The organism is Kitasatospora sp. NPDC048286 (assembly GCF_043201735.1).
Taxonomy (GTDB): domain Bacteria; phylum Actinomycetota; class Actinomycetes; order Streptomycetales; family Streptomycetaceae; genus Kitasatospora.
On the sequence record NZ_JBICZE010000019.1, the window covers coordinates 157319 to 184307 of the forward strand.

2 protein-coding genes are annotated in these 26989 nt (G+C 75.3%); both read left to right on the top strand.

Annotated elements, in window-relative coordinates; translation table 11 throughout:
• Window positions 1-437: 437 nt before the first annotated feature.
• Window positions 438-25700 carry a non-ribosomal peptide synthase/polyketide synthase gene (locus ACGF13_RS34910; protein ID WP_392883159.1) on the top strand — a complete coding sequence of 8421 codons (25263 nt, stop codon included), beginning with the start codon at window positions 438-440 and terminating at the stop codon, window positions 25698-25700.
• Between the two features lie 159 nt (window positions 25701-25859).
• Window positions 25860-26984: a 4-hydroxyphenylpyruvate dioxygenase gene (gene hppD / locus ACGF13_RS34915; protein ID WP_392883161.1), complete on the top strand. Its 1125-nt coding sequence runs from the start codon at window positions 25860-25862 to the stop codon at window positions 26982-26984.
• Window positions 26985-26989: the final 5 nt, after the last annotated feature.

A 26989-nucleotide genomic window follows, 5' to 3' on the forward strand; every position in this document is an offset into this window, starting at 1 on the left:
GCGTTTCCTCGGCGTGAGGCTATGCGGTCCGCTCCTCGGCGTGAGGCTATGCGGTCCGCTCCTCGGCGTGAGGCTATGCGGTCCGCGCGACCTTCGCGCACGGCCGATACGGGGTGACGTCCCGGAACGAGCCGGAAGTTCACCCAGGTGAACACTTCCCGAAGCGCCGGTGACCGATGAACCGGCCTCGTATGGATGCCCGTAAGCCCTGATGGTCCGACGTCCGGAAAACCGGGCCGACGCCCGTTCATCCGGCCGCCGGCTGGGGCGATACCGCATGCCCAATCGGTCAACTTGACCTGATAAAAGTATCCCTGACCCGACATCAATACTTTTGGGAGGATCTGAGTGGCATCCGCAGCGCGGGCAAGCCTCGCTGACAGTTCCTGCCGGCCCGCCCCTGCCGTTGTGCCCTGAACGCTTCCCGGAGCTCCCACATGTACGACCACCGCCCTCTCGGCCTGCCCATGACCCCGGGTCAGTCGGGCATCTGGTTCGGCCAGCAGCTCGATCCCGAGAGCCCCGCCTACACCATCGGCGTGTACATCGACATCGACGGGCCGCTCGACGTCGAGCTCCTCGGCGAGGCGTCCCGCCGGTTCCTGGCGGAGGCGGACGGACTGCGCGCCCGGGTGGCGGAGCACGAGGGCGAGCTCCGTCAGTGGGTCGAGCCGCTGGGCGACTGGAGTCAGGGGTACGCCGATCTCTCCACGCTTCCCGACCCGGAATCCGCCGCACGGGAGCGGATGGCCGAGGACATGGCCCGGCCCCGGCCGCTGGGCATACCCCCGCACATGACCGCGGTGGTGATGCGGCTCGGCGAGAACCACCACTGGTGGTACCTGAGCATCCACCATCTGCTGACCGATGCCTTCGGCGCCGCCGTCAGCACCCGGCGCATCGCGGCGATCTACACGGCACTGGCCTCAGGGAGCGACCCCGGCGAGGGCGCGCTGAACTCCGTCCGGCTGATGGTGGACGAGGCCGCCGAGTACCGCTCGTCCGAGGACCACCGGGCGGACCGCGCCTACTGGTCGGAGCAGCTGCGCGGCCGCCCCGAGCCGGTGTCGCTGACGCCGCGCAGCGCCCCCGGCTCCAGGCACATGCTGCGGTGCAGTGCCCGGATCGATCCCGCCGTCGAGCGCGGCCTGCGCATGGTCGCCCGGCAGGCCCGGTCGAGCTGGCCGCGGGTGCTCGTCGCGGCGGCCGCCGCGTACCTGCACCGGCTGACCGGCGAGGAGGAGGTCGCCCTCGGCTTCTGCGTCTCCGCCCGGGTCACCAGCGCCGCCCAGAACATCCCGGCCATGCTCTCCAACCTGGTGCCGCTCTGGCTTCACGTCGACCCGGCGGCGACCCTCGCCGAGCTGACCGCCGACGCCGCCGACGCGGTGAAGGCCGCCGTCGCCCATCAGCGCTTCCGCCACGAGGAGATGCGCCACGCACTGGGGATCACCGGAACCGCGCGTCGGCTGTACGGACCCACCGTCAACGTCATGCCGTTCGACTACGACCTCAGGTTCGGCGAGGTCTCCGGCCGGATGCACAACCTCTCCAACGGCCCCGTGGACGACCTCTCCATGGCCTTCTACGGCGGCCGCCCCGGCAAGCACGACGGCCTGCGGGTGGACTTCGACGCCAACCCGGCGCTCTACACGGAGCGCGAGCTCGCCTCCCACCGGGACCGCTTCCTTCACTTCCTCGCCGAACTCCTCGACAGCGGCCGCCCCGTGGGGGAGGTCGGCCTCACCACCCCGGACGACCGCGCCGCGGTGCTCGGCGCGTGGAACGACACCGCGCACGAGGTCCCGGTCACCACCCTGCACGACCTCGTGGCCGCCCAGGCCGCCCGGACTCCGCACGCCCCCGCCGTGGTCTTCCAGGGCGAGACGCTGACGTACGCCGAACTGGACGACCGGGCCGGGCGCCTCGCCGGATTCCTGGCCGCCCGCGGCGCGGGGCCCGAGTCGGTCGTCGCCGTGCGCCTGGAGCGCTCCGCCGACCTGGTCATAGCCCTGCTCGGGGTGCTCAAGTCGGGTGCCGCCTACCTGCCGCTGGACCCCGCGCTTCCGGCCGCCCGGGCGCAGGCCGTCCTCGCCGACTCCCGTCCGGTCCTGGTGCTCGACGCGCAGGGCATGGCCGACGCCCGCACGCACACCGGCTCTCCGGTGCACGCGCCCGCCGACCCGGCGAACCCCGCCTACGTCATCTTCACCTCCGGCTCCACCGGCCGTCCCAAGGGCGTCGCCGTCCCCCACCGCGGGATCGTCAACCGCCTCCTGTGGATGCAGCAGCGGTACGGACTCGGCGCCGACGACCGCGTCCTGCAGAAGACACCGTACGGATTCGACGTGTCCGTGTGGGAGTTCTTCTGGCCGCTGACCACCGGCGCGGCCCTGGTCGTCGCCCGGCCGGGCGGGCATCAGGACCCCGACTACCTGGCCGACCTGATCCGGGACGCGGGCGTCACCACGGTGCACTTCGTGCCGTCGATGCTCCGTGCCTTCCTCGACGACCCGTCCGTCCCCGGCCGGTGCGCCCGGCTGCGCCGCGTGCTCTGCTCCGGAGAGGCCCTCCCGCCGGAACTGGCCGACACCTTCCGCCGCCTGCTCCCGAACGTGCCGCTGCACAACCTCTACGGGCCCACCGAGGCGTCCGTGGACGTGACGGCATGGGAGTGCGTCGAGGGGGCGCCGACCGTCCCGATCGGCGCGCCCGTCTGGAACACCCGCGCGTACGTCCTCGATGCCGGGCTGCGGCCGGTACCGGCCGGTGCCCCGGGCGAGCTCTACCTGGCCGGCGTGCAGCTGGCCCGCGGCTACCTGGGCCGCCCCGGACTGACCGCCGAGCGGTTCCTGGCCGACCCCTACGGGCACGGAGGGAGGATGTACCGCACCGGAGACCTGGCACGCTGGAACCGGGACGGCCAGCTGGAGTACCTCGGGCGCACCGACCACCAGGTGAAGGTGCGCGGATTCCGCATCGAGTGCGGCGAGATCGAGGCGACGCTCACCTCCGATCCGCGGATCGGGCAGGCGGTGGTGACCGCCCATGACAACGGCGCGGGCGTCACCAGGCTGGTGGCGTACGTCGTCCCCGCCGGACCCGGCGTCACCCCGCCCGGCGACCGCGAACTGCGCGACCTGGTCGCCGGTACGCTGCCGGCGTACATGGTGCCCGCGCACGTCGCGGTGCTCGACGCCATGCCGCTGAACGCCAACGGGAAGCTGGACCGGAAGGCGCTGCCGGCGCCCGACTTCGCCGTCGCGGGCAGCACGGACGGCACGGGCAGCACGGACGGCACGGGCCCTTCGCAGGCCGGTGCCGGTGCCGAGGCGGTCCTGTGCCGGGTCTTCGCCGAGGTGCTCGGCCTGCCCGAGGTGGCTCCCGGGCGGAACTTCTTCGAACTGGGCGGGGACAGCATCCTGGCGATCCAGGTGGTCGGCCGGGCCCGCCGCCAGGGCGTGGAGCTCGAACTCCGCCAGGTCTTCGCCCACCCGACCGCCGCCGCACTGGCCCGGGTCGCCCGGGCGACGGGGGCCTCGACCACCACCGCCACCACCACCACCGCACCGGCCGAGCGCACCGGCGCGGTGCCGCTCACCCCGATGGCGCACTGGCTGCGCGAGCGCGGCGGCCCGACGGAGACCTTCCACCAGTGGGTGCTGGTCCGGGTTCCCGCCGGTCTCGACGAGGCCCGGCTCACCGGCGCGGTGCAGAACCTGCTCGACCACCACGACGCCCTGCGACTGCGGCTGACCGTGCGCGGCGACGCCTGGGCCATGGAGGTGACCGCGCCCGGCACCGTGCGCGCGGAACAGCTGATCCGCCGGGCCGACAGCGGCCTGGACGGCTCCGACGGCGCTGCCGGTCCGGACGCCGAGCGGGAGGCGGCCGTCACCCGGCTCGCCCCGGAGGAGGGCGTCCTGCTCCAGGCCGTGTGGTTCCCCGAGGCGGGCAGGCTGCTGCTGGTCGGCCACCACCTCGCCGTCGACGGGGTCACCTGGCCGCTGCTGCTCGCCGGCCTGCGCGCCGCGTACGGGGGCCGCGCCCTCGACCCCGTCCCCACCCCGCTGCGCAGCTGGGCACGGGACACCGTCCTGCGGGCGAACGAGCCGCGTCTGCTCGACGAACTCGCCTACTGGAAAAACGTTCTGACGGATGGGCTGATCCTGGGCGGCCGGCCGCTGGACCCCGCCGTCGACACGCTGGCCGGCACCGGCCGGTTCACCGTCGAGGTGCCCGCCGAGGGTCTCCTGACCACCGTTCCGGCGGCCTTCCACGGCCGTGCCGAGGACGTGTTGCTGGCCGCCCTCGCCCTCGCCGCCCGGGACCGGTACGCCTTGCCGCTCGTCGTCGACGTCGAGCGTCACGGCCGCGACGGCACCGCGGACCTCTCGGGGACGGCCGGCTGGTTCACCCGGACGTTCCCGGTCCGTCTCGACGCGGGGCGGCTCACGCTCGCCGCGGTCGTCAAGCAGATCAAGGAGCAACTGCGCGGCATCCCCGACGCGGGAGCCGGCTACGGCCTGCTCCGCCACGTCAACGGGCAGACCGCCTCCGCGCTCGCCGCCCTGCCCCGCCCCCAGGTGCTGTTCAACTACCTCGGCCGCACGCCCGCCCCGGCCGGAGACTGGTCCCCCGCCGGTGCCACCGGCGCGTTCGGCGGCGGAGGCGCCCCCGGGCTGCCCGTCGCCCACCCACTGACCGTGGACGCGTTCGTGCACGACGGTCCCGGCGGGCCCGTGCTCACGGCCACCTGGACCTGGGCCTCGGGCCTGCTGGACGAATCCGACGTGCGCGCCCTGTCCGACGCCTGGCTGGCGGCCCTGCGCGAGCTCCGGCAGGGAACGGTCACCGGCCACACCCCCACCGACTTCCCCCTGGTCACCCTGGACCAGCCCGGCATCGACCGGCTGGAGGAGACCTACCCGGCGCTGACGGACCTCCTCCCGCTCTCCCCCGTCCAGCAGGGACTGCTCTTCCAGGCCCGCTACCAGGAGGCCACCCGCCGGGACTACCTGACCCGGTGGCGTCTTGAGCTCACCGGCCCGCTGGACGAGACGCGGCTGCGCGCCGCCTGGCAGGCCCTGGTGCGCCGACACGCCGCGCTCCGGGTCGCCTTCACCGACACGTCCGCCGACGGCTCCGGCACCGCGGTCCAGGTCGTCCTCGCCGATGCCGAGGTGCGCTGGCACGCGGGCTCCGGCACCGACGGCGACGACGCCGCATTCGACCTCGCCGCCGCCCCCCTGCTGCGCCTGCGGTACGAGGCCCTCGGTGACGACCGACACCGGATGACCCTGACCCACCACCACCTCATCCTGGACGGCTGGTCCATGCCCGTCCTGCTGGGCGAACTCTTCGTCCTGTACCAGGCCGGGCCGGACGCGCCGCAGCTGCCGCCGGCCGTGTCCCCCGCGGCCTACCACGCCTGGCTCGACCGGCAGGACGCCGACGCCGCCCGCACCGCGTGGCGGCAGGCCCTCGACGGTCTCACCGAGCCGACCCGGGCCGGCGCGGCGACCACCGGCGCCACTCACGAGCACCGACTCGACGCCGCACTGACCGCCCGCCTCGCGGAGCTGGCCCGCAACCGCGGCCTGACCCTCAACACGCTGGTCCAGGGCGCCTGGACGCTGGTCCTGGGAGCCCTCACCGGCCGCGACGACGTGGTGTTCGACACCCCGGTGGCGGTCCGCCCCGCCGAGCTGCCCGGCATCGAGACCGCTGTCGGCCTCTACCTGACCACCGTCCCGGTCCGCGGCCGCCCGGACCCCGCCGAGCCGGTCGCCGCCTTCCTGACCCGCCTCCAGGAGCAGCAGGCCGCTCTCGCCGCCCACCAGCACCTGGGGCTCGCCGAGATCCATCGCACAGCGGGAAGCGGCGCGGTCGCCGACACCATGGTGGTCTTCCAGAACTACCCGGTCGACGTCGACGCGATCGGCACCGCCCACGGCCTGCGGCTGACCGGCGTCGACCACCGGATCAGCACCCACTACGCGCAGAAGCTCACCGTCGTCCCCGGCGAGCGGCTCACTCTCTCCCTGACCGGCGACGAGCCCGCGCTGCGGCTGTTCACCCGGGCCCTCACCGCGCTCGCCGACGGGCTGGACCGCCCGGTCGCCCAGGTGCCGCTGCTGCCCGACGCCGAGCACGAGCAACTGCTGCGCGCCGGCCGGGGCCCGGCCGCCGACCGGCCGCGGACCACCGTGACGGCCCGGGTCGAGGCCGCCGCGGCGCACGCCCCGCAGGCTCCCGCCGTCCGGTTCGGCGACACCGAGCTGAGCCACGGTGAGCTGGCCGCCCGCGCCAACCGGCTGGCCAGGCTGCTCGTCGGCCGGGGCGCCGGCCCCGAGACCACCGTCGCCGTGGCCGTCCCCCGCTCCGCCGACCTGGTCGTGGCCCTCCTCGCCGTGCTCAAGTCCGGTGCCGCCTACGTCCCTGTCGACCCCGGCTACCCGGCCGAGCGGATCGCCCACCTGCTGAGCGACTCCGCGGCCCGGCTCGTCCTCACCACCAGCGGGGCGGCCGGCGCGATGCCCGCCGGCGCCGACGGGCCCGAGCGCCTGCTGCTCGACGCTCCCCGCACCGTCGACGCGGCCGCCGCGTTCGCGGACACCGATCTCACCGACGCCGAGCGCACCGCCCCGCTGAGCCCCGACCACCCCGCGTACCTGATCCCCACCTCCGGTTCCACGGGACTGCCCAAGGTCGTCGTGGTCCCGCACCGCGGCGTGGCCGGCTACCTGGACCACCTCACCGGAACCGCCGGTCTCGGCGCCGCCGACACCGTGCTCAACCTCGCATCGGTCTCCTTCGACCCGTCCGTGCGCGACCTGTTCGGCACCCTCGCCGCGGGCGGCTGCGTCGCCCTGGTCGCCCCCGACGAGGCCAACGACGCACGCGCCCTGGCGCGCGCCATGCGGCGGCACGGCGCGACCGTGCTGCTGTCCGCCGTTCCCTCGCTGCTGGCGGCCGTCGCCGAGGAGGCCGAGGCCCTGCCCGCCGCCGAGCGCCCCGCACTGCGCCTGGTGATGACCTGCGGCGAGGCACTCAACCGGGGCCATCTGGCGCGGATCGCGGCACTCGGTGAGTCCTGCCGGGTGGTCAACCAGTACGGGCCCACCGAGACCACCATGACCAGCACGTACCAGGACGTGGCGGAACCCGGCGCCCTTCGCGCCGACGGCGGCCACCTGGTGGGCACGCCCATCCCCGGCGCCCGCGCATACGTGCTCGACCGGATGCTGCGCCCGGCTCCCATCGGCACGCCGGGCGAGCTCTACGTCGCCGGACACGGCGTCACCCGCGGTTACGCGGGCCGCCCCGGCCACACTGCCGAACGCTTCCTCGCCGACCCCTACGACGAGCCCGGCAGCCGCATGTACCGCACCGGCGACCTGGCCCGCTGGACCGCCGACGGCCGCCTGGACCTCCTCGGCCGCACCGACCACCAGGTCAAGGTGCGCGGCCACCGCGTCGAACTCGGCGAGATCGCGGCGGTGCTGGAACGGCGTGCGGACATCGCACGCGCCGTGGTCACCGTCCGGCGCGACGACGAGGACGCCGAGCCGTGCCTGGTCGCCTACGTCGTACCCGCCGCCGCACAGGACGCGGCCACGGAGCGCGCCGCCGCGCCCGGACCGGCGGCCGCCGCACCGGAGCCCGCCGGGCCCACCCCCGCCGAGCTCCGCCGGCACGTCGCCACCGACCTGCCCCCGTACATGGTCCCCGCGGCCTTCGTCACCCTGGAACGACTCCCGCTCACCCCCAACGGCAAGGTCGACCGCCGGGCCCTGCCCACCCCGGGCGAGGACGCCCTCGCGCTCGCCGAGACCACCCGGCGCTCCCCGCGCACCCCGCTGGAGGAGCTGCTGTGCGGCCTGTACGGGCGGCTCCTCGACGCCCCCGGCGTCGGCATCGACGACAGCTTCTTCGCGCTCGGCGGGCACTCACTGCTGGCCACCCGGCTGACCTCCGCGATCCGCGCGACCGTCGGCGCCGACCTGCCGGTCCGGGCCGTGTTCGACGCCCCGACCGTCGCCGCACTCGCCGAGCGGGTGCAGGCGGCCGTCCGCGGCGCGGCGGCCCGGCCGCCCCTCGTCCACCGCACCCGACCGGAGCACGTCCCACTGTCCGCGGCGCAGCGCCGACTGTGGTTCCTGCACCGGCTCGACCAGGGCCGCTCCGCCGCGTACAACATGCGGGTCGTCCTGCGGCTGCGCGGACCGCTGCGCGCCGACGCACTGCGCGCCGCCCTCGGCGATCTGACCGACCGTCACGAGTCCCTGCGCACCTGCTTCCCCGACACCGACGGCCGCCCCTACCAGCAGGTCCTGGCCCCGGAACGGGCCAGGCCGGCGCTCCCGGCCGGCCCCGCCACCGAGGACGGCCTCGCCGCCGCGGTCGCCGATCTGGTGGAGCGCCCCTTCGACCTCGCCACGCAGACCCCGTTGCGGACCGCCCTGTTCACCCTCGGCGCCGAGGACCACGCCCTGGTCCTGGTCCTGCACCACATCGCGGCCGACGGCTGGTCCTTCGGCCCGTTGGCCGCCGACCTGTCGGCCGCGTACACCGCCCGGGCGGCGGGCCGGGAGCCGGACCGGGCGCCGCTGGAGGTCCAGTACGCCGACTACAGCCTCTGGGAGCAGGAGGTCCTCACTGCCGGTGAGGGCGGCCTCGCCGACGCGCAGACCGCCCACTGGTGCGAGCGCCTGTCCGGCCTGCCCGACCGCATCGACCTGCCGGCCGACCGGCCCGCCGCACCCGGCACCGGCCCGGACATCCCCGGCGGCTCCTTCACCTTCCGCATCCCCGCACCGCTGCACGCCCGGCTCGCCGAACTGGCCCGCGCGCACTCGGCCACCGTCTTCATGACCCTCCAGGCCGCGCTCGCCGCGCTGCTCACCCGGTCCGGAGCCGGCACCGACATCCCTCTCGGCACCGCCGTCGCCGGACGCACCGACACGGCGCTGGAGCCGCTGATCGGCTGCTTCGTCAACACCCTGGTGCTGCGCACCGACACGTCCGGCGACCCGGACTTCCGCGAACTGCTGCGCCGCGTACGGGAGACCGACCTGGCCGCCTTCAGCCACCAGGACCTCCCCTTCGAGCGGCTGGTCGACGCACTGGGCACCGAGCGCACCGCGGACGGCAACCCGCTCTTCCAGGTGATGCTGTCGGCCCAGCCCGAGCTGGTCGCGGACGCGGTGCGCCTGCCCGGGATCGCCGCCGAGCTGATGCCGGTCGGCGCCACCGTCGCCCGCTTCGAGCTGTCCTTCGACCTGACCGAGCGGCGCACCCCCGAGGGCGCCCCCGACGGCATCGACGCCCGCGCCGAGTACCGGGCAGACATCTTCGACGACACCACCGTCCGGCGGCTCACCGACCGCTGGACCACGCTCCTGGAGTCCTTCGTGCACGACCCGGCTCTGACCGTCTCCACCGCCGCCGCCCTCACCGACGGTGAGCGGGATCTCGTCCTGACCGGCTTCAACGACTCGGCCCTGGACATCCCGGCCGCCACCCTGCCCGAGCTGCTCGCCGAGCGGGCCGCCCGCACGCCGGACGCCGAGGCGGTCGCCTTCGCCGACGAGAGCCTCACGTACGCCGAGCTCGACGCCCGCGCCGAGTCCCTCGCCCGGCGGCTGCGCGCCGTCGGCGCCGGCCCCGAGCGGCGGATCGCCGTCGCGGTGCCCCGCGGCCTCGACCTGCCGGTCGCCCTGCACGCCGTGCTGCGCACCGGCGCCGCCTACGTGCCGGTCGACCCGGCCCTGCCGCCCGCGCGCATCGCCCTGCTGCTGGAGGACGCCGCCGCGCTGTGCGTGGTGACCACGGCGGAGTCCCGCGCCGGCCTGCCCGCCGGGGCCACCCTCCCGCTGGTCCTCACCGACGCGCCGGACACTCCGGCGCCGCAGGACGAGAGCGCCTTCGCGGCACCGCATCCCGACACCACCGCCTATGTGATCCACACCTCCGGCTCCACCGGCCGTCCCAAGGGCGTCGCGGTCTCGCACCGCTCGATGCTGAACCGGCTGTGGGGCATGGTCGACCAGTACGGCCTGGCCGCCGACGACCGGGTGCTGCACAAGACCGCGACCGGTTTCGACGCCTCCGTCGGCGAGCTGTTCTGGCCGGTCCTGGTCGGCGCCTGCGTGGTCGTGGCCGGCCCCGAGGACCACCGCGACCCCGCCCGGCTCGCCGAGCTGATCCGGACGGAACGGGTCACCACCGTCCACTTCGTCCCGCCCATGCTGCGCGCCTTCCTCGACGAGCCCGCCGCAGCCTCCCGCACCCCCCTGCGCCGGGTGTTCTCGGGCGGCGAGGCCCTGCCCGCCGAGCTCGCGCGCCGCTGCCGCGAGGTGCTGGACGTGCCGCTGTTCAACCAGTACGGGCCGACCGAGGCCACCGTCGACGTCGCCTGGTACGAGGTCCCGGACGGCATCGCGGAGGGAATCGTCCCGCTGGGCCGCCCCGAGGGCAACTGCCGGCTGTACGTGCTCGACGCCGCCCTCCAGCCGGTGCCCCCCGGCATCACCGGCGAGCTGTACCTCGCGGGCGTCCAGTTGGCCCGCGGCTACCTGGACCAGCCCGCCCGAACCGCCGCCGCGTTCGTCGCGGACCCCTTCGGCGCCCCCGGCACGAGGGTGTACCGCAGCGGGGACCTCGCCCGCTGGACCCCGGACGGCGTCCTGGAGTACCGGGGCCGCGCCGACGACCAGGTCAAGATCGGCGGGGTGCGCGTCGAACCCGGCGAGATCTCCGCCGTGCTCGGCGCCCTCGACGGGGTCGCGGCCGCCGCCGTGCTCGCCCACGACACGCCCGCCGGCGGCAAGCGTCTGACCGGCTACGTGGTGACCGCCCCGGACAGCGCCCTCGACGAGGAGGAGATGCGGCAGCGAGCCGCGCGCGCCCTGCCGGGCTACCTCGTGCCCGGCGAGATCGTGCTGCTCGACGCCCTTCCGCTGACCGCGGCGGGCAAGCTCGACCGCAGGGCCCTGCCCGCCCCCGCCTTCCTCGCCGGCCCCGCCGCCCCGGCCGGGCCCGGCGCCCCCGCGAACGAGCGCGAGCGCATCCTCTGCGAACTCTTCGCCGACCTCCTGGGCGTCCCCCGGGTCGGTGCCGACGACGGCTTCTTCACCCTCGGCGGCGACAGCATCACCTCCATCCAGCTGGTCAGCCGGGCCCGCCGGGCCGGTCTGGTCGTCACCCCGCGCGAGGTCTTCGAGCACCAGACCCCGGCCGCGCTCGCGGCGATCTGCCGCACGGAGGACGCCGGCGGCCCGGCCACCCGGACCGAGGACGGCGTCGGACCGGTCGAACTCACCCCGATCGTCCACCAGTTGAGGGAACGCCGCGGACCGGTGGACTCCTTCCACCAGTCGGTCCTCCTCCAGGTCCCCGCCGGGCTCGGCGAGGAGCGCCTGACCGGCGCGGTCCAGGCGCTCCTCGACCACCACGACGCCCTGCGTCTGCGCCTGACCCGCACCGTCGGCGGCCTGGTCTGGGCGATGGCCGTCGCCGAGCGCGGGTCGGCCGACGCCGCCGGCTGCGTCCGGCGCGTGGACGCGGCCGCCGACCTGCGCGTCGAGACCGACGCCGCCGTGTCCCGCCTCGCGCCCGAGGAGGGCACGCTGCTCCAGGCCGTCTGGTTCGACGCCGGCCCGGACGCCCCCGGACGGCTGCTCCTGGTCATCCACCACCTGGCCGTGGACGGGGTGTCCTGGCGGATCCTGCTCCCCGGCCTGCGCCATGCCTGGGAGGCGCTCGCCGCGTCCGAGCCGGTCCGGCTGGACCCCGTCGGCACGTCCTTCCGGCGCTGGAGCCAGGTGCTGGGCAACCGCGCCCAGGACCCCGACCTGATGGCGGAGCTCCCGTACTGGACCGAGGAACTCGCCGCTCACGAACCGCCGCTCGGCCCGCGTCCGCTGAGCCCGGCCGAGGACACCGTCGGCAGCTCCGCGAGCCTGACGGTCACCCTGCCCGAGTCCGTCACCGGCCCCCTGCTGTCCACCGTGCCGGCGGCCTTCCACGGCGGGGTCAACGACGTCCTGCTCGGCGCCCTGGCCCTCGCCGCACAGCGCTGGCGCGGTCTGCCGGGCGTCCTGCTGGACCTGGAGAGCCACGGCCGCGCGGGCGACCTCGCCGGCGCCGACCTCTCCCGCACCGTGGGCTGGTTCACCAGTCAGTACCCGGTCCGGCTGAGCATCACCGGCGACCACCCGGCCGAGGCCGTCAAACAGGCCAAGGAACAGCTCGCCAGGATCCCCGGCGCCGGGCTCGGCTTCGGCCTGCTGCGCTACCTCAACCCGCAGACCGCCCCGCTCTTCGCGACCTGCGCGAAGCCGCAGATCGGCTTCAACTACCTCGGCCGGATGACGGCCGGCGAGGGCGCGGCCGGCGACTGGTCGATCGCTCCGGACTCCGACGCCCTCGGCGCCGGCGCCGACCCCGCCACTCCCCGCACGCACGCGCTCGACATCGACGCCATCGCCCTGGACGGCGCCCACGGCCCGGTCCTGTCCGCCACCTTCTCGTTCGCCTCCGCGCTGTTCACCGAGGACGATGTCCGTGACCTGGCCGAACTCTGGCTGAACGCCCTGCGCACCCTCGTCGAGGGCGGCGAGCGCACCGGCGGCCACACCCCGTCCGACTTCCCGCTGGTGCCGCTCACCCAGGACCAGGTGGACGGCATCGAGGCGGCACATCCCGGCCTTGAGGAGATCCTGCCGCTCTCCCCGCTCCAGGAGGGGCTCCACTTCCACGCCGCGTACGACGGCGGCGCGAGCGACGTCTACACCCCCCAGCTGCACCTGGACTTCACGGGCCCGCTCGACGCCGGCCGGCTGCGCACCGCCTGGGCCGCACTGCTGCGCCGCCACGGCAACCTGCGCGCCGCCTTCACCGACGCCCACAGCGACCGCCCCGTCCAGGTCGTCGTCGCCGACCCTGAACTGCCGTGGTGCGAGGCCGACCTGAGCAGCCTCGACGACGAGCCGACCCGAGCCGCCGAACTGGCGCGCATCGGTGCCGAGGAGCACGACCGCCGCTTCGACCTCACCCGGCCCCCGCTGCTGCGCGCCGCGCTGCTCCGGCTCGGCGAGGACCGCCACCGGCTGATCCTGACGCACCACCACATCCTGCTGGACGGCTGGTCCGTTCCCGTCCTCGCCCGCGACCTCTTCGCCCTGTACGCCGCCCGGGGCGCCGACGCCGGCCTGCCCCGCGTCACCCCCTACGGCGACTACCTGCGCTGGCTCGCCACCCAGGACCGCGACCTGGCGAAGGCCGCCTGGGCGGACGCCCTGTCCGGGACCGAGGAGCCGACCCTGACCGCCCCCGCGGCCGCCGAGGGCTCCCCGGGCGCCCGGCCCGGCCGGATCGAGCCCACGCTGCCCGCGGGCCTCGGCGGGCAGCTCGGCGCCTGGGCCCGTGCCCATGGTCTGACCGTGAACACGGTGCTCCAGGGCGCCTGGGCCCTGCTGGTCGCCCGGCTGACCGGCCGCGACGACGTGGTGTTCGGCACCACCGTCTCCGGCCGCCCCGCCGAGCTTCCCGGCGTCGAGACCATGGCCGGCCTGTTCATCAACACCCTGCCCGTCCGCGTCCGGCTCGACGAGAACCTGCCGTTGGCCCGGCAGCTGTCCGCCCTCCAGCGCGAGCAGGTCGCCCTGCTGCCGCACCAGCACCTCGGGCTCGCCGAGATCCACCGCATCGCCGGGCTGCCCCGGCTGTTCGACTCGACCCTGGTCTACGAGAACTACCCGCTGGACCCCGAGGCCACCGTGCTGCCCGGAGGCCTCGCCCTGACCGGGGTCGAGACCCGGGAGGCCACCCACTACCCGCTGCTGATGGTCGCCGCCCCCGACGGCGCCACCGGCCTGCGGCTGCGGCTGGACTACGCCACCGAGGCGTTCGGCGCCGACGCGGCCGACCGGCTCGCCCGGCGCTACGTCGCCCTGCTCCAGGAGTTCGTGGACGGCGCGGACCTGCCCGTCGGCGAGCTGGGCCTCCCGGACGCGGCCGAACGACGGCGGCTGCTGATCGGGTGGAACGCCGACGGTCCGGCCGCCCGGACCGAGCTCCCCGGCCCCGGCCTGGCCGGGGCGTTCCTCGACCAGGCCGCCCGCACCCCGGACGCCGTCGCCGTGCGCTGGGACGGCGGCACCTGGACCTACCGCGAACTCGACGCGCACGCCGAGCGGATCGCCGGCCGCCTCACCGGCCTGGGCACCGCCGCCGAGGACCGGGTGGCCCTGCTGATGGACCGCTCACCCTGGCTGGTCGCCGCCACCCTCGGCGTCCTGAAGGCCGGTGCGGCCTACGTCCCCCTGGACGCCCGGCAGCCGCAGGCCCGCCTCGCCACCATGCTCCGCGTGGCCGGGGCCCGTACCGTCCTGACCGACGAGGCCCACGCCGAGGCCGCCCCGACCCTGCTCCCGGCGGCCGACCACCATCTCACCGTGGGGCCGGACACCGAAGCCGCGCCCGACCCCCGCACCCCGGCCGCCGTCCTGCCGGACCAGCCCGCGTACGTCATGTTCACCTCCGGCTCCACCGGCGAGCCCAAGGGTGTCGAGATCACCCACCGTGGCGTGCTCTCGATGGCCTGCGACAGCGCCTTCGGCCCCGCCGAGGGCACTGCGCACCGCTACCTCCAGCACTCCCCGTACGGCTTCGACGGCGCCACCCTCGAACTGTGGGTGCCGCTGCTCCGTGGCGGCGAGGTGGTGCTGGCACCGCCCGGCGAACTGGACGTCGCCACCCTCGCCCGCACCCTGCGCGTGCACGACGTCACCGTGGTCCTGCTGACCTCCGGCCTGTTCCGGGTGGTGGCCGAGGAGCACCCGGGCTGCCTGGCCGGCGTCCGCGACGTGTTCGTGGGCGGCGACGTGGTCACCTCCGCCACCGTCCGCCGGGTGCTGGAGCACTGCCCGGACACCCGCGTCACCAACGCCTACGGCCCCACCGAGATCACCGTCTTCGCGGCCTCGCACACCCTGGCCGCCGCCGACCGCGTCCCGGCGATCGTGCCGATCGGCCGCTCCCGTGACCGGATGCGCACGTACGTCCTCGACACCCGGCTGCGCCCGGTGCCGGCCGGCGTCGTGGGTGAGCTGTACGTCGCCGGTGACGGCCTCGCCCGCGGCTACCGGAGCCGCCCCGGGCAGACCGCCGCCGCCTTCACCGCCGACCCGTTCGGCGCGCCCGGCGGGAGGATGTACCGCACCGGCGACCTGGTCCGCTGGACCGAGGACGGCGTCCTGGAGTTCCTGGGGCGAGCCGACCACCAGGTGAAGATCCGCGGCTTCCGCGTCGAACTCGGCGAGATCGAGGCGGTGCTGAGCTCCTGCGAGGGCATCGTCGACGCGGTCGTACAGGTCCACCACACGCCCTCGGGAGCCAAGCGGCTCGTGGGCCACGTCGTCCCCGAGCCGGGGACGACCCCCGACCTGGACGGTGTCCGCGCCCGCACGGCCGAGGCACTGCCGGAGTACGCCCGGCCCGCGGCCCTGGTCCTCCTCGACTCCCTCCCGCTGACCCCGAACGGCAAGCTCGACCGGGCCGCCCTGACCGCTCCCGACCCGGCCGGGAGCGGTCAGGGCCGGGAACCGCGCACCGAGCGGGAGCGGGCGCTGTGCGAGCTGTTCGCCGGAGTGCTCGGTGTCGCGCAGGTGGGCCCGGAGGACGGGTTCTTCGCCCTGGGCGGGGACAGCATCATGTCGATTCAGCTGGTCAGCCGAGCGCGCCGGGCGGGGCTGTTGCTCACGCCGCGGGACGTGTTCGAGCGGCAGACGCCGGCCGCGCTGGCCGGGGCGTGCCGGACGGAGCCGGACACGGGTGCTCCCGCCGACGACGGGACCGGCGAGGTCACTCCCACCCCGGTCATGCACTGGCTGCGGGAGTGGCGCGGCACCACCGACGCCTTCCACCAGAGCGTGACCGTCCGCGTCCCGGCCGGCCTGGACCACGACCGGCTCGCCACCGCCGTCCAGGCGCTGCTGGAGCGGCACGAAGCGCTCCGCGCGGTCGTGGCCCCGGACGGGCGGTTCACCGTCCCCGCCGCCGACACGGTGGACGCACGGCGGCTGGTGCGCCGGGTGGACGCCGACGACGACCGGGCGGCGGAGCTGGCCTCGGCCGTGGCCCGGCTGTGCCCGGAGTCCGGCGTCATGTTCCAGGCCGTGTGGTTCGACGCGGGCCGGGACGCCCCCGGTGAACTGCTGCTGACGATCCACCACCTGGTGGTCGACGGGGTGTCCTGGCGCATCCTGCTGCCGGACCTGCGGCAGGCGTGGGAGGCGCTCGCGGCCGGTCGACCGATCGCGCTCGACCCCGTCGGCACGTCGTTCCGACGCTGGTCGGCCCTGCTCGCCGAGCGGGCGCAGGCCGCCGACACCGTCGCGGAACTCCCCTACTGGAGCGAGCTGCTGGCGCCGACCGAACCGCCGCTCGGTGCCCGGCCGCTGGACCCGGCCCTCGACACCACCGCCACCCGACGCCGGTACACCGCCGAACTCTCCGCGCCGGCCACCTCCGCTCTGCTCACCACGCTGCCCGCCTCCGTCCACGGCGGGGTCAACGACGTCCTGCTGGGCACGCTCGCGCTGGCCTGGCGCCAGTGGCGACCGGAGGCTCCCGGCCTCCTGCTGGACCTGGAGAGCCACGGCCGCGACCACGACCGGACCGACGTGGACCTCTCCCGCACCGTGGGCTGGTTCACCCAGGTGCACCCGGTTCGGCTCACCGCGGGCCCGGCCGACCCGGTACGGGTGGTCAAGGAGGTCAAGGAACAGCTGCGCGCGGTGCCGGGACGGGGCGCCGGATACGGACTGCTCCGCTACCTCAACCCCGAGTCCGCCGCCGCCCTCGCCGGCGCGGCGCGGCCGCAGATCGGCTTCAACTACCTCGGCAGGACGGACTCCGGGCCGAAGCCCTCCACCCCCGCCGACTGGACGCCCGCCGCTCAACCCGAGGGCACGGCCGACGCTCCGGCCACCCCACTGCCGCACGCCCTGGAGATCAGCGCCGTCACCGTCGACGGCCCCGACGGCCCGGTGCTGACCGTCACCCTCGCCCGGGCGGACGGCCTGCTGACCGAGGACGAGACCGCCGAACTGGCCGCACTGTGGCTGCGCGCCCTGGAGGGCCTGGCCGACGCGCCCGCGACGGCCCCCGGACACACCCCGTCCGACTTTCCCCTCGTCCGGCTCACCCAGACCGAGGTGGAGATGCTGGAAGCCGTCCACCCGGGCCTGGAGGACGTCCTTCCGCTCTCCCCGCTCCAGGCGGGCATGTACTTCCACGCCGGGTACGAGGACCAGGGCACCGACGTCTACACCATGCAGCTCCAGCTCGACCTGGACGGCGACCTCGACGCCGGGCTGCTGCGCCGCTGCTGGACCGCCCTGCTGCGACGCCACCCCAACCTGCGCGCCGCCTTCACCCAGGACGAGAGCGGCACCCCGCTCCAGGTGATCGTCCGTGACCCCGAACTGCCCTGGCACGCCGTCGACCTCACCGGCCTGCCCGAGGACGAACGGACGGCTGCCGCCGACCGCCTCGCGGCCGAGGAGCACACCACCCGGATCGACCTCGGCCGGGCGCCGCTGCTGCGCGTCACCCTGGCCGGGCTGGGCGCCACCCGGCACCGGCTGATCCTGACCAACCACCACATCCTGCTGGACGGCTGGTCGATCCCCGTGCTCGCCCAGGAGCTGTTCGCCCTCTACGCGGCGCAGGGAGCCGACCGGGCCCTGCCCCGGGTGACCCCCTACCGCGACTACCTCACCCACCTCGCCGCCCAGGACCGGGCCGCCGCCCGAGCCGCCTGGAGCACGGAACTGGCCGGGCTGGAGGAACCGACCCTGCTGGCGCCCGACTCCGGTTCGGCCGCCGCCGCACCGCCGGGCAAGCTCGACGCCTCCCTGCCCGAGACGGCCGGCGCCGCCCTGCGCGAACTGGCCCGGACCCACGGCCTGACCGTGAGCACCGTGCTCCAGGGGGCCTGGGCACTGCTGCTGTCCCGCCTGACCGGCCGGACCGACGTGGTGTTCGGCACCACCGTCTCCGGCCGCCCGGCGGAGCTGCCCGGCGTCGAGACCATGGCCGGCCTGTTCATCAACACCGTGCCGGTCCGGCTCGACTCCGCCGACCCCGGCGAGCCGCTGCCCGAGCTGCTGCGGCGCTTCCAGGCCGCCCAGTCCGCCCTGCTGCCGCACCAGCACCTGGGCCTGGCCGAGATCCACCGGCTCACCGGTCTTCCCCGGCTCTTCGACACCCTGGTCGTCTTCGAGAACTACCCCGTCGCCGAGGGCGCGGTCCCGGCCACCGGTCTCACCGTCGGCCGGGCCCGGGTGAGCGACTCCACGCACTACCCGCTGACCCTCGCGGCGGGCCTGCGCGGCGACGAACTGTGGCTGCAACTGCACCACATGCCGCAGCTGTTCACCGCCGAGGCGGCCCGCACCCTGCTGGACCGCCTCACCCGCCTGCTCACCGCCGTCGCCGAGGACCCGGCCCGCCCCGTGGGCGGGTACGAGGTGCTGACCGGCGAGGAGCGGCGGCGCGTCCTGGTGGACTGGAACGACCTCGCCGAGGACTCGACCCGCCGCGAGCAGAGCATCGTGGCCGCGTTCGCCGAGCAGGCCGCCCGCACCCCGGATGCCGTCGCCGTCCGCTGGGTCGGCGGCACCTGGACCTACCGCGAGCTGGACATGCGTACCGACCGGCTCGCCGCCCGCCTCGCCTCCCTCGGCGCCGGCACCGAGGACCGGGTCGCGCTGCTCATGGAGCGCTCCCCGGACGTCGTCGCCGCGATCCTCGCGGTCCTGAAGGCGGGCGCGGTCTACGTCCCGCTGGACGGCCGGCTCCCCGGGGCCAGGCTGGGCGCGATGCTGCGGCAGGCCGGGGCCCGGGTGGTCCTCACCGACGACCCGGCTGCGGCCTCGGAGCTGCCCGGCGCCGCCCGGGTGGTCGCCGCCGACGACCTCGGTTGCGCCGACCCCGCCCCGCGCCCCGCGCTCGGCCCGGACCACGCCGCGTACGTGATGTTCACCTCCGGCTCCACCGGCGAGCCCAAGGGCGTCGAGATCAGCCACCGCGGCGTGGTGAGCCTGGCCACCGACCGGCGGTGGTCCCGGACCGCCGCCGGCGGCCCCCACCGGGTGCTGCTGCACTCCCCGTACGGCTTCGACCCCTCCACCTACGAACTGTGGATGCCGCTGCTGAACGGCGGCTCGGTCGTCGTCGCCCCGCCCGGACAGCTCGACGTCCCCGCCATCGCCGGCACCGTGCGCGAGCACGGGGTCACCTCGCTGCTGCTGACCGCAGGCCTGTTCCGGGTCCTCGCGGAGGAGGACCCGGGCTGCCTGGCCGGTGTCCGCGAGGTGCTGACCGGCGGCGACGTGGTGACCTCGGCCTCCGTCCGGCGGGTCCTCGCCGCGTGCCCGGGCGTGGACGTCACCGACATCTACGGCCCCACCGAAATCACCCTGTTCGCCACCCAGCACACCATGCGGGCCCCCGCCGAGGTCCCCGGCAACGTACCGATCGGCCGCTCCCGCGACGGCATGCGCGCCTACGTCCTGGACCCCGCGCTGTGCCCGGTGCCGCCCGGTGCCGTCGGCGAGCTGTACCTCGCGGGCGACGCCCTGGCCCGCGGCTACCTGGGCCGGCCGGGCCTGACCGCCGAGCGCTTCACCGCCGACCCGTTCGGGGCGCCGGGGAACCGCATGTACCGCACCGGCGACCTGGTCCGCTGGACCGACGACGGGCTGCTGGACTTCCTCGGCCGCGTCGACCACCAGGTCAAGATCCGCGGATTCCGCATCGAACCCGGCGAGATCGAGGCCGTCCTCGGCGAACAGGACGGTGTCGCCGACGCCGTGGTGGTCGTCCACGAGGCGCCCTCCGGCGGCAAGCACCTCGTCGGTTATGTCGTCCCCGAGCCGGGCACCGGCCCGGACCCGGCCGCGCTGCGTACCGCGGTCGGAGCGCGGCTGCCCGAGTACATGGTGCCCACCGAGCTGATCATGCTGGACGTCCTGCCGATCACCGCCAACCAGAAGGTCGACCGCAAGGCCCTGCCCGTACCGGACTTCGGCGCCGCGGCGGCCGGCGGCGGCCGCGAGCCGCGCACCGAGCGGGAGCGGGCGCTGTGCGAGCTGTTCGCCGGGGTCCTGGGCGTGGCCCGGGTCGGTGCCGACGACGGGTTCTTCGCCCTGGGCGGCGACAGCATCATGTCGATCCAGCTGGTCAGCCGGGCCCGCCGGGCCGGACTGCGGTTCACCCCGCGGGACGTCTTCGAGCGGCAGACCCCGGCCGCGCTGGCCAAGACGTGCCGCACCGACGCCGACCCCGCCGCGGCGGTGGCCGACGACGGCACGGGCGCGGTCCCGCTCACCCCGGTCATGCACTGGGCGCGGGACTGGCGCGGCACCGCCGACGCCTTCCACCAGAGCGTCCTGGTGCACGTTCCGGCCGGGCTCGGCGAGGACCGCCTCACCGCCGCGGTGCAGGCCCTCGTGGACCATCACGACGTACTGCGGCTGCGCGCGGACGACGGCTGGAACCTGTCGGTGGCCGAGCCCGGTGCCGTGGCCGCGGCCTCCCTCGTGCGCCGGGTGGCCGCCGGGGCCGACGTGCGGACCGAACTGCGTGCCGCGGCCGAGCGGCTGGACCTCGCGGCCGGGATCGTGCTCCAGGCGGTGTGGTTCGACGCGGGCGAGGACGCCCCGGGCACGCTGCTGCTGACCGTCCACCACCTCTCGGTGGACGGGGTTTCCTGGCGGATCCTGCTGCCGGACCTCCGGCAGGCGTGGGAGTCCGTCGCGGCCGGGAAGCAGGTCGCCCTGGACCCGGTGGGCACCTCGTTCCGCCGCTGGTCCGCGCTGCTCGCCGAGCAGGCACGGGATCCGCAGACCCTCGCCGAACTCCCCTACTGGCGTGACCTGACGGCGGAGCCCGAGCCGCTGCTCGGCTCCCGCCCGCTGGACCCGGTCCGTGACACCACCGGGACGGCCGCCGCGCTGACCGTGGAGCTGCCGCCGTCCGTCACCGCACCCCTGCTCACCGCAGTGCCCGCCGCCTTCCACGGCGGGGTCGACGACCTGCTGCTGGGTGCGCTGGCGCTGGCCTGGCGCCGGTGGCGGCCCCAGGCCCCGGGCCTGCTGGTGAACCTGGAGGGCCATGGCCGGGACCACGACCGCGAGGACGTGGACCTGTCCCGTACGGTCGGCTGGTTCACCCGAGTGCACCCGGTGCGCCTGACCGCCGGCTCCGAGGACCCGGTACGCGTGGTGAAGGAGGTCAAGGAGCAGCTGCGGGCGGTTCCCGGCACCGGCGCGGGACACGGCCTGCTGCGGTACCTCGACCCCGAGACCGCCGCCGCCCTCGCCGGGTCGGCCCGGCCGCAGGTCGGCTTCAACTACCTGGGCCGCTCCGCGACCGCGCCCGAGGACCACGGCGCCCCGTGGGCCCCCGCCGACCAGCCCCGGGGCGTCACCGGTCCGGCCACCCCGCTCGCGCACGCCCTGGAGCTCAACGCCGTCACCGTGGACGGCCCCGACGGCCCGACGCTCAGCGCCGCCTTCGGCTGGGCCGGTGGGCTGCTGGCCGAGGCCGACGTGCGGGAGCTGGCGCACCTGTGGGTGCGGGTGCTGGAGGAGCTGGCCACCGTACCCGCGTCGGCCGCCGGACACACCCCGTCCGACTTTCCCCTGGTCCGACTCACCCAGACCGAGGTGGCGGAGCTGGAAGCCGCGTACCCCGGCCTGGAGGACGTCCTTCCGCTCTCCCCGCTCCAGGAGGGCTTCCTCTTCCACGGCCTCTACGACACCTCGGCCGCGGACGTCTACACCGCGCAGCTCCGGCTCGAACTGGACGGCGACCTCGACGCGGAGCTGCTGCACCGCTGCTGGACCGCCCTGCTGCAGCGCCACCCCAACCTGCGGGCGGCGTTCGGCCAGACCACCGCGGGCGATCCCGTCCAGGTGATCGTCCGCGACCCCGAACTACCCTGGCGGACCGCCGACCTGACCTCCCTCACCCACCCGGGACAGGAGGCCGAGGTCGAGCGGATCGCCGCCGAGGACCGGTCCGAGCGCTTCGACCTCGCCCGTTCCCCGCTGATCCGGGTCACCCTGGCGCGCCTGGCGCAGTCCCGGCACGCCGTGGTGGTCACCCCCCACCACATCCTGCTGGACGGCTGGTCGATGCCCGTCCTGCTGGGCGATCTGTTCGCCCTGTACGCGCAGGACGCCGACGGTCGGGCCCTGCCCCAGGCCGCGCCCTACCGCGACTACCTGGCCCACCTCGCCGCCCAGGACCGCACCGCCGCGCGCAGTGCCTGGACGGCCGCACTGGACGGGCTGGAGGGCCCCACCCTGGTGGCGCCCGAGGGCACCCCCGTCGCCGAACCCGCGCACGTCGCACTGGACCTGCCGGCACGGACCACCGCGGCGCTGCGCCGCCTCGCCCGCGAGCACGGGCTGACCGTCAACACCGTCGTCCAGGGGGCCTGGGCGGTGCTGCTGAACCAGCTGACCGGCCGCGACGACCTGGTCTTCGGCGCCACCGTGGCGGGCCGCCCGCCGGAGGTGCCCGGCATCGAGTCCATGGCCGGCCTGTTCATCAACACCCTGCCCGTCCGGGTGGCACTGGACCCGGCAGCCGGTGTCCTCGACACCCTCACCGCGATCCAGGCCGGGCAGTCCGCGCTGATCGCCCACCAGCACATCGGCCTCAGCGAGATCACCCGGCTCACCGGGCTGCCGAGGCTGTTCGACACCCTCGTCGTCTTCGAGAACTACCCCGTGGACCCCGAGGCCCTGGCCGCCTCCGGCTCCACGCTGCGCCTCGCCGACGCCAGGGGCCGGGACGCCACCCACTACCCGCTCAGCCTGATCGTCCTCCAGCAGGGCGAGGGCCTGACCCTGCGCCTCGGCCACCAGCCCGCCGTGTTCGACTCCGCCGCCGTGACCGCGCTGGCCGGGCGGCTGCACCGGATCCTCGACGCGCTGGCCGCCGATCCCCACCGGCCGCTCGCCGCCCTGGACGCGCTCGACGAGGCCGAGCGCGCCCTGGTCCTGGACACCTGGAACGACACCGCCGTGCCGGTGGCCCCGGCCACCCTCCCCGAGCTGATCGCCGCCCAGACCGCCCGCACCCCGGACGCCGAGGCCGTCGTCCACGGCACCGAGCGCCTGACGTACGCCGAACTCGCGGCACGTGCCGGCGCCCTGGCAGATGTGCTGCGGGCTCACGGCGCGGGCCCGGAGACCCGGGTCGCGGTCGCCGTCCCCCGTTCGACGGAGCTGATCGTCGCGCTCGTCGCGGTCCTCCGTACCGGTGCCGCGTACGTGCCGGTCGACCCGGGCCTGCCGGCCTCCCGGATAGGGCTGCTGCTGGCCGACGCGGAGCCGGTCTGCACACTGGCCGTGGACGGGACCGACCCGACGGCCCTGCCGGGCGGCGGGACCGTGCTCCCGGTCCGGGCCGTCGCCCCCGCGGGCGCCGAGGAGGCGGACGCGGGCCCCGGCCCCGATCCCCGCAACCCCGCCTACCTGATCCACACCTCCGGCTCCACCGGCCGCCCCAAGGGCGTCGCGGTGACCCACCAGGCCATCGTCAACCGGCTGCTGTGGATGCAGGCCGCCTACCGCCTCACCCCCGCCGACCGGGTCCTGCACAAGACACCCACCGGCTTCGACGTCTCCGTCTGGGAACTGTTCTGGCCGCTGATCACCGGCGCGACCCTGGTAATCGCCCGGCCCGACGGCCACCGCGACCCCGCGTACCTGGCCGCCCTCGTCCGGAACGAGCGGATCACCACGGCCCACTTCGTCCCCTCCATGCTCCGTGCCTTCCTCGACGAGCCCGCGGCAGCCGACTGCACCGGACTGCGCCTGGTCGTGTGCAGCGGCGAGGCGCTCCCCGCCGACCTCGCCGGACGCTTCCACACCGTGCTTCCCGGCACCGGCCTGCACAACCTGTACGGCCCCACCGAGGCCGCCGTGGACGTCACGTACTGGCCGTGCGAGCCGGGCGTGACGGGCCCGGTGCCGATCGGCCGGCCGGTCTGGAACACCCGCCTGTACGTGCTGGACTCGGCCCTGCGCCCGGTCCCACCCGGCGTCCCCGGCGAGCTGTACCTGGCGGGCGTCCAACTGGCCCGCGGCTACCACGGGCGGCCCGACCTGACGGCCGAACGGTTCACCGCCGACCCCTACGGTCCGCCCGGCTCCCGCATGTACCGCACCGGCGACCTCGCCCGGTGGCGGGACGACGGCGCGGTGGAATACCTCGGGCGCGCCGACCAGCAGGTCAAACTTCGCGGCGTCCGCATCGAACCCGGCGAGGTCGAGGCCGTGTTGGCCGCCCACCCGGACGTGGCGCACGCGGCCGTCCTGGTCCGCGCGGACGAGCACGGCGAGGTTCGGCTGGTCGGCTACGTCGTCCCCGCCGCGCCGGGCCGCGAACCCGACGCCGGCGGGCTGCGCGCCCACGCGGCCTCCCTGCTGCCGGAGTTCATGGTCCCCGCGGCGCTGGTCACCCTGCCCGAACTGCCGCTCAGCGTGAACGGCAAGCTCGACCGCAAGGCGCTGCCCGAACCGCGGTTCGCCCCGGCGGGCGGCCGCCGCGAGGAGCCGCGCGACGCACACGAGAAGCTGCTGTGCGCCCTGTTCGCCGACGTGCTCGGCCTCGACGAGGCCGTCGGACGCGACGACGGCTTCTTCGACCTCGGCGGGCACTCCCTGCTGGCGGTCCGTCTGGTCGGCCGGCTGCGCGCCGAGACCGGCACCGAACTCGGCATCCGAGCCGTGTTCGAGGCTCCGACCCCGGCCGCGCTCGCCACCCTGGTGCGGGACGGCGAACCCGGTGACGACCCGGCCGAGGCCCTCGGGGTCCTGCTGCCACTGCGCCGGGAAGGAACCCGCCCACCGCTGTTCTGCGTCCACCCGTGGGCCGGGCTCAGCTGGCCGTACGCCGGCCTGACCCGCCATCTCGGGGCGGACCGGCCGCTGTACGGTCTGCAGGCCAGGGGGCTCGGGCAGCCCGAGGAACGCCCCTCGTCCATCGGTGAGATGGCAGAGGACTACCTCTCGGTCATCCGTGACGTACAGCCCGAGGGCCCGTACCACCTGCTGGGCTGGTCGTTCGGCGGCCTCGTCGCACAGGAGATGGCGGTACGGCTGCGCGAGCGCGGCGAAGGGGTGGCTCTGCTGACCCTGCTCGACTCCTACCCGGCGGCCCGGCCGGCCGTCCCGGAACCCGCCGAGCCCGGGCCCGGCCCCGACCAGGAGGCCGACGTCCTGGCCGCCCTGCTGCGCTTCCTCGGCCACGAGGTGCCGCAGCGGCCCGACGGGACGCCACTGGATGCCGCCACCGCGCGCGGCATCCTCCGGCGGGACGGGACGCTCCTGACCGACATACCCGCGCACACCCTGGACGCCCTGCCACAGATCGCCTCCCACCATGCCCGCCTGATGCGGGAGTTCACTCCGCGGCCCTACGACGGCGAGGTGCTGTTCTTCAGCGCCGAGCAGGGCCGCGGGCCCGCGGCCCCCACCCTCGCCGCCTGGGACCCGAACCTGACCGGAGAGCTCCGCGTTCACCGGATCGAGTGCGGCCACCACGACATGACCCTGCCCGAACCCCTGGCCGAGATCGGCCGGACCCTCGCCCGGCGCCTCGGCTGACCGGGGCATCCAGCGCAAGGAGAACCACGACCAACCCGTTCGAGAACGACGACGCCCACTACCTCGTCCGCGTCGACGACGAGAGCCTCGCCGACGCCCTCGCCGCAGCGCAGTGACGGTGCCTGAACTCCCGCTCCCCCATCACCCCGAGGACCTCCCGTGAACATTCCCGCCCCGTACCTCAGCCACGTCGAGCTGTACGTCACCGACGCCACCGCCGCCGCCGAGGCGTTCGTCGACGGCTACGGATTCCAGGTCTACGCCACCGCCGAGCGCACCGGCCCGCATGGCGCCTCCCGATCCCTGGCCCTGCGCACGGGCGACATCGTCCTCGTCGTCACCCAGGGCCTCGACGCCGGCCACCCGGCCACCGCCTACACCGACCGGCACGGCGACGGCATAGCCGACATCGCCCTCACCGCCGTCGGCGCGCGCGCCGCGTTCGCCGACGCCGTCGCCCGCGAGGCGACCGTGCTGGCCGAGCCCGCCGAGGCCGACGGCTGGGTCACCGCCGTGCTGGGCGCAGGCTTCGACGACGTACGCCACACCCTGGTCCAGCGCCCGGCCGGCGCCGAGGCGCACGGCACCCCGCTGCCGCTGCCCGGCTTCGAGCCGGTCACCGAGCCGCTGCCGGTGCCCGCCGAGGCCCCCGCGCTCACGGTGCTCGACCATGTCGCGGTCAGCGTGCGGACGGGTGAACTCGCCGCTTCCACCGCCTACTACGAGCGGGTCTTCGGCTACCACGCCGTCTACGAGGAGCTGATGGTCCAAGGCAAGGAGGCGATGGACTCCAAGGCCGTCCGCAGCCCCACCGGCGACATCACCTTCACCGTCCTCGCCCCCAGCCCCGCGCACGAGGCCGGTCACATCGGCGACTTCCTGGAGCGGCACGGAACCGGCGGCGTCCACCACCTCGCCTTCGCCACCGAGGACATCGTCGAGACCGTCGCCCGGCTCGACAAGCGCGGCACCGTCTTCCTGTCCACCCCGGAGGCCTACTACGACGCCCTGGCCGTCCGGGTCGACCTGGACCGGCACTCCGTCGGCGAACTGCGGGCCTTCGGGATCCTCGCCGACGAGGACCACACCGGGCAGCTCTTCCAGATCTTCACCCGCACCGTCCACCCCAAGCGCACGCTCTTCTACGAGATCATCGAGCGGATCGGCGCCGACACCTTCGGCGGCGGCAACGTGCGCGCCCTGTACGACGCGGTCCAGTCGGAGAAGGCCGAGCACGAGGCCACCGTCACGGCGACCGAGGCCGGCCCGGAGAACGCACGCTGACCCTG

What these genes read in the sequence shown, in the direction of transcription:
- ACGF13_RS34910 (WP_392883159.1), top strand. Translation starts at nt 438, where the DNA reads ATGTACGACCACCGCCCTCTCGGCCTGCCCATGACCCCGGGTCAGTCG.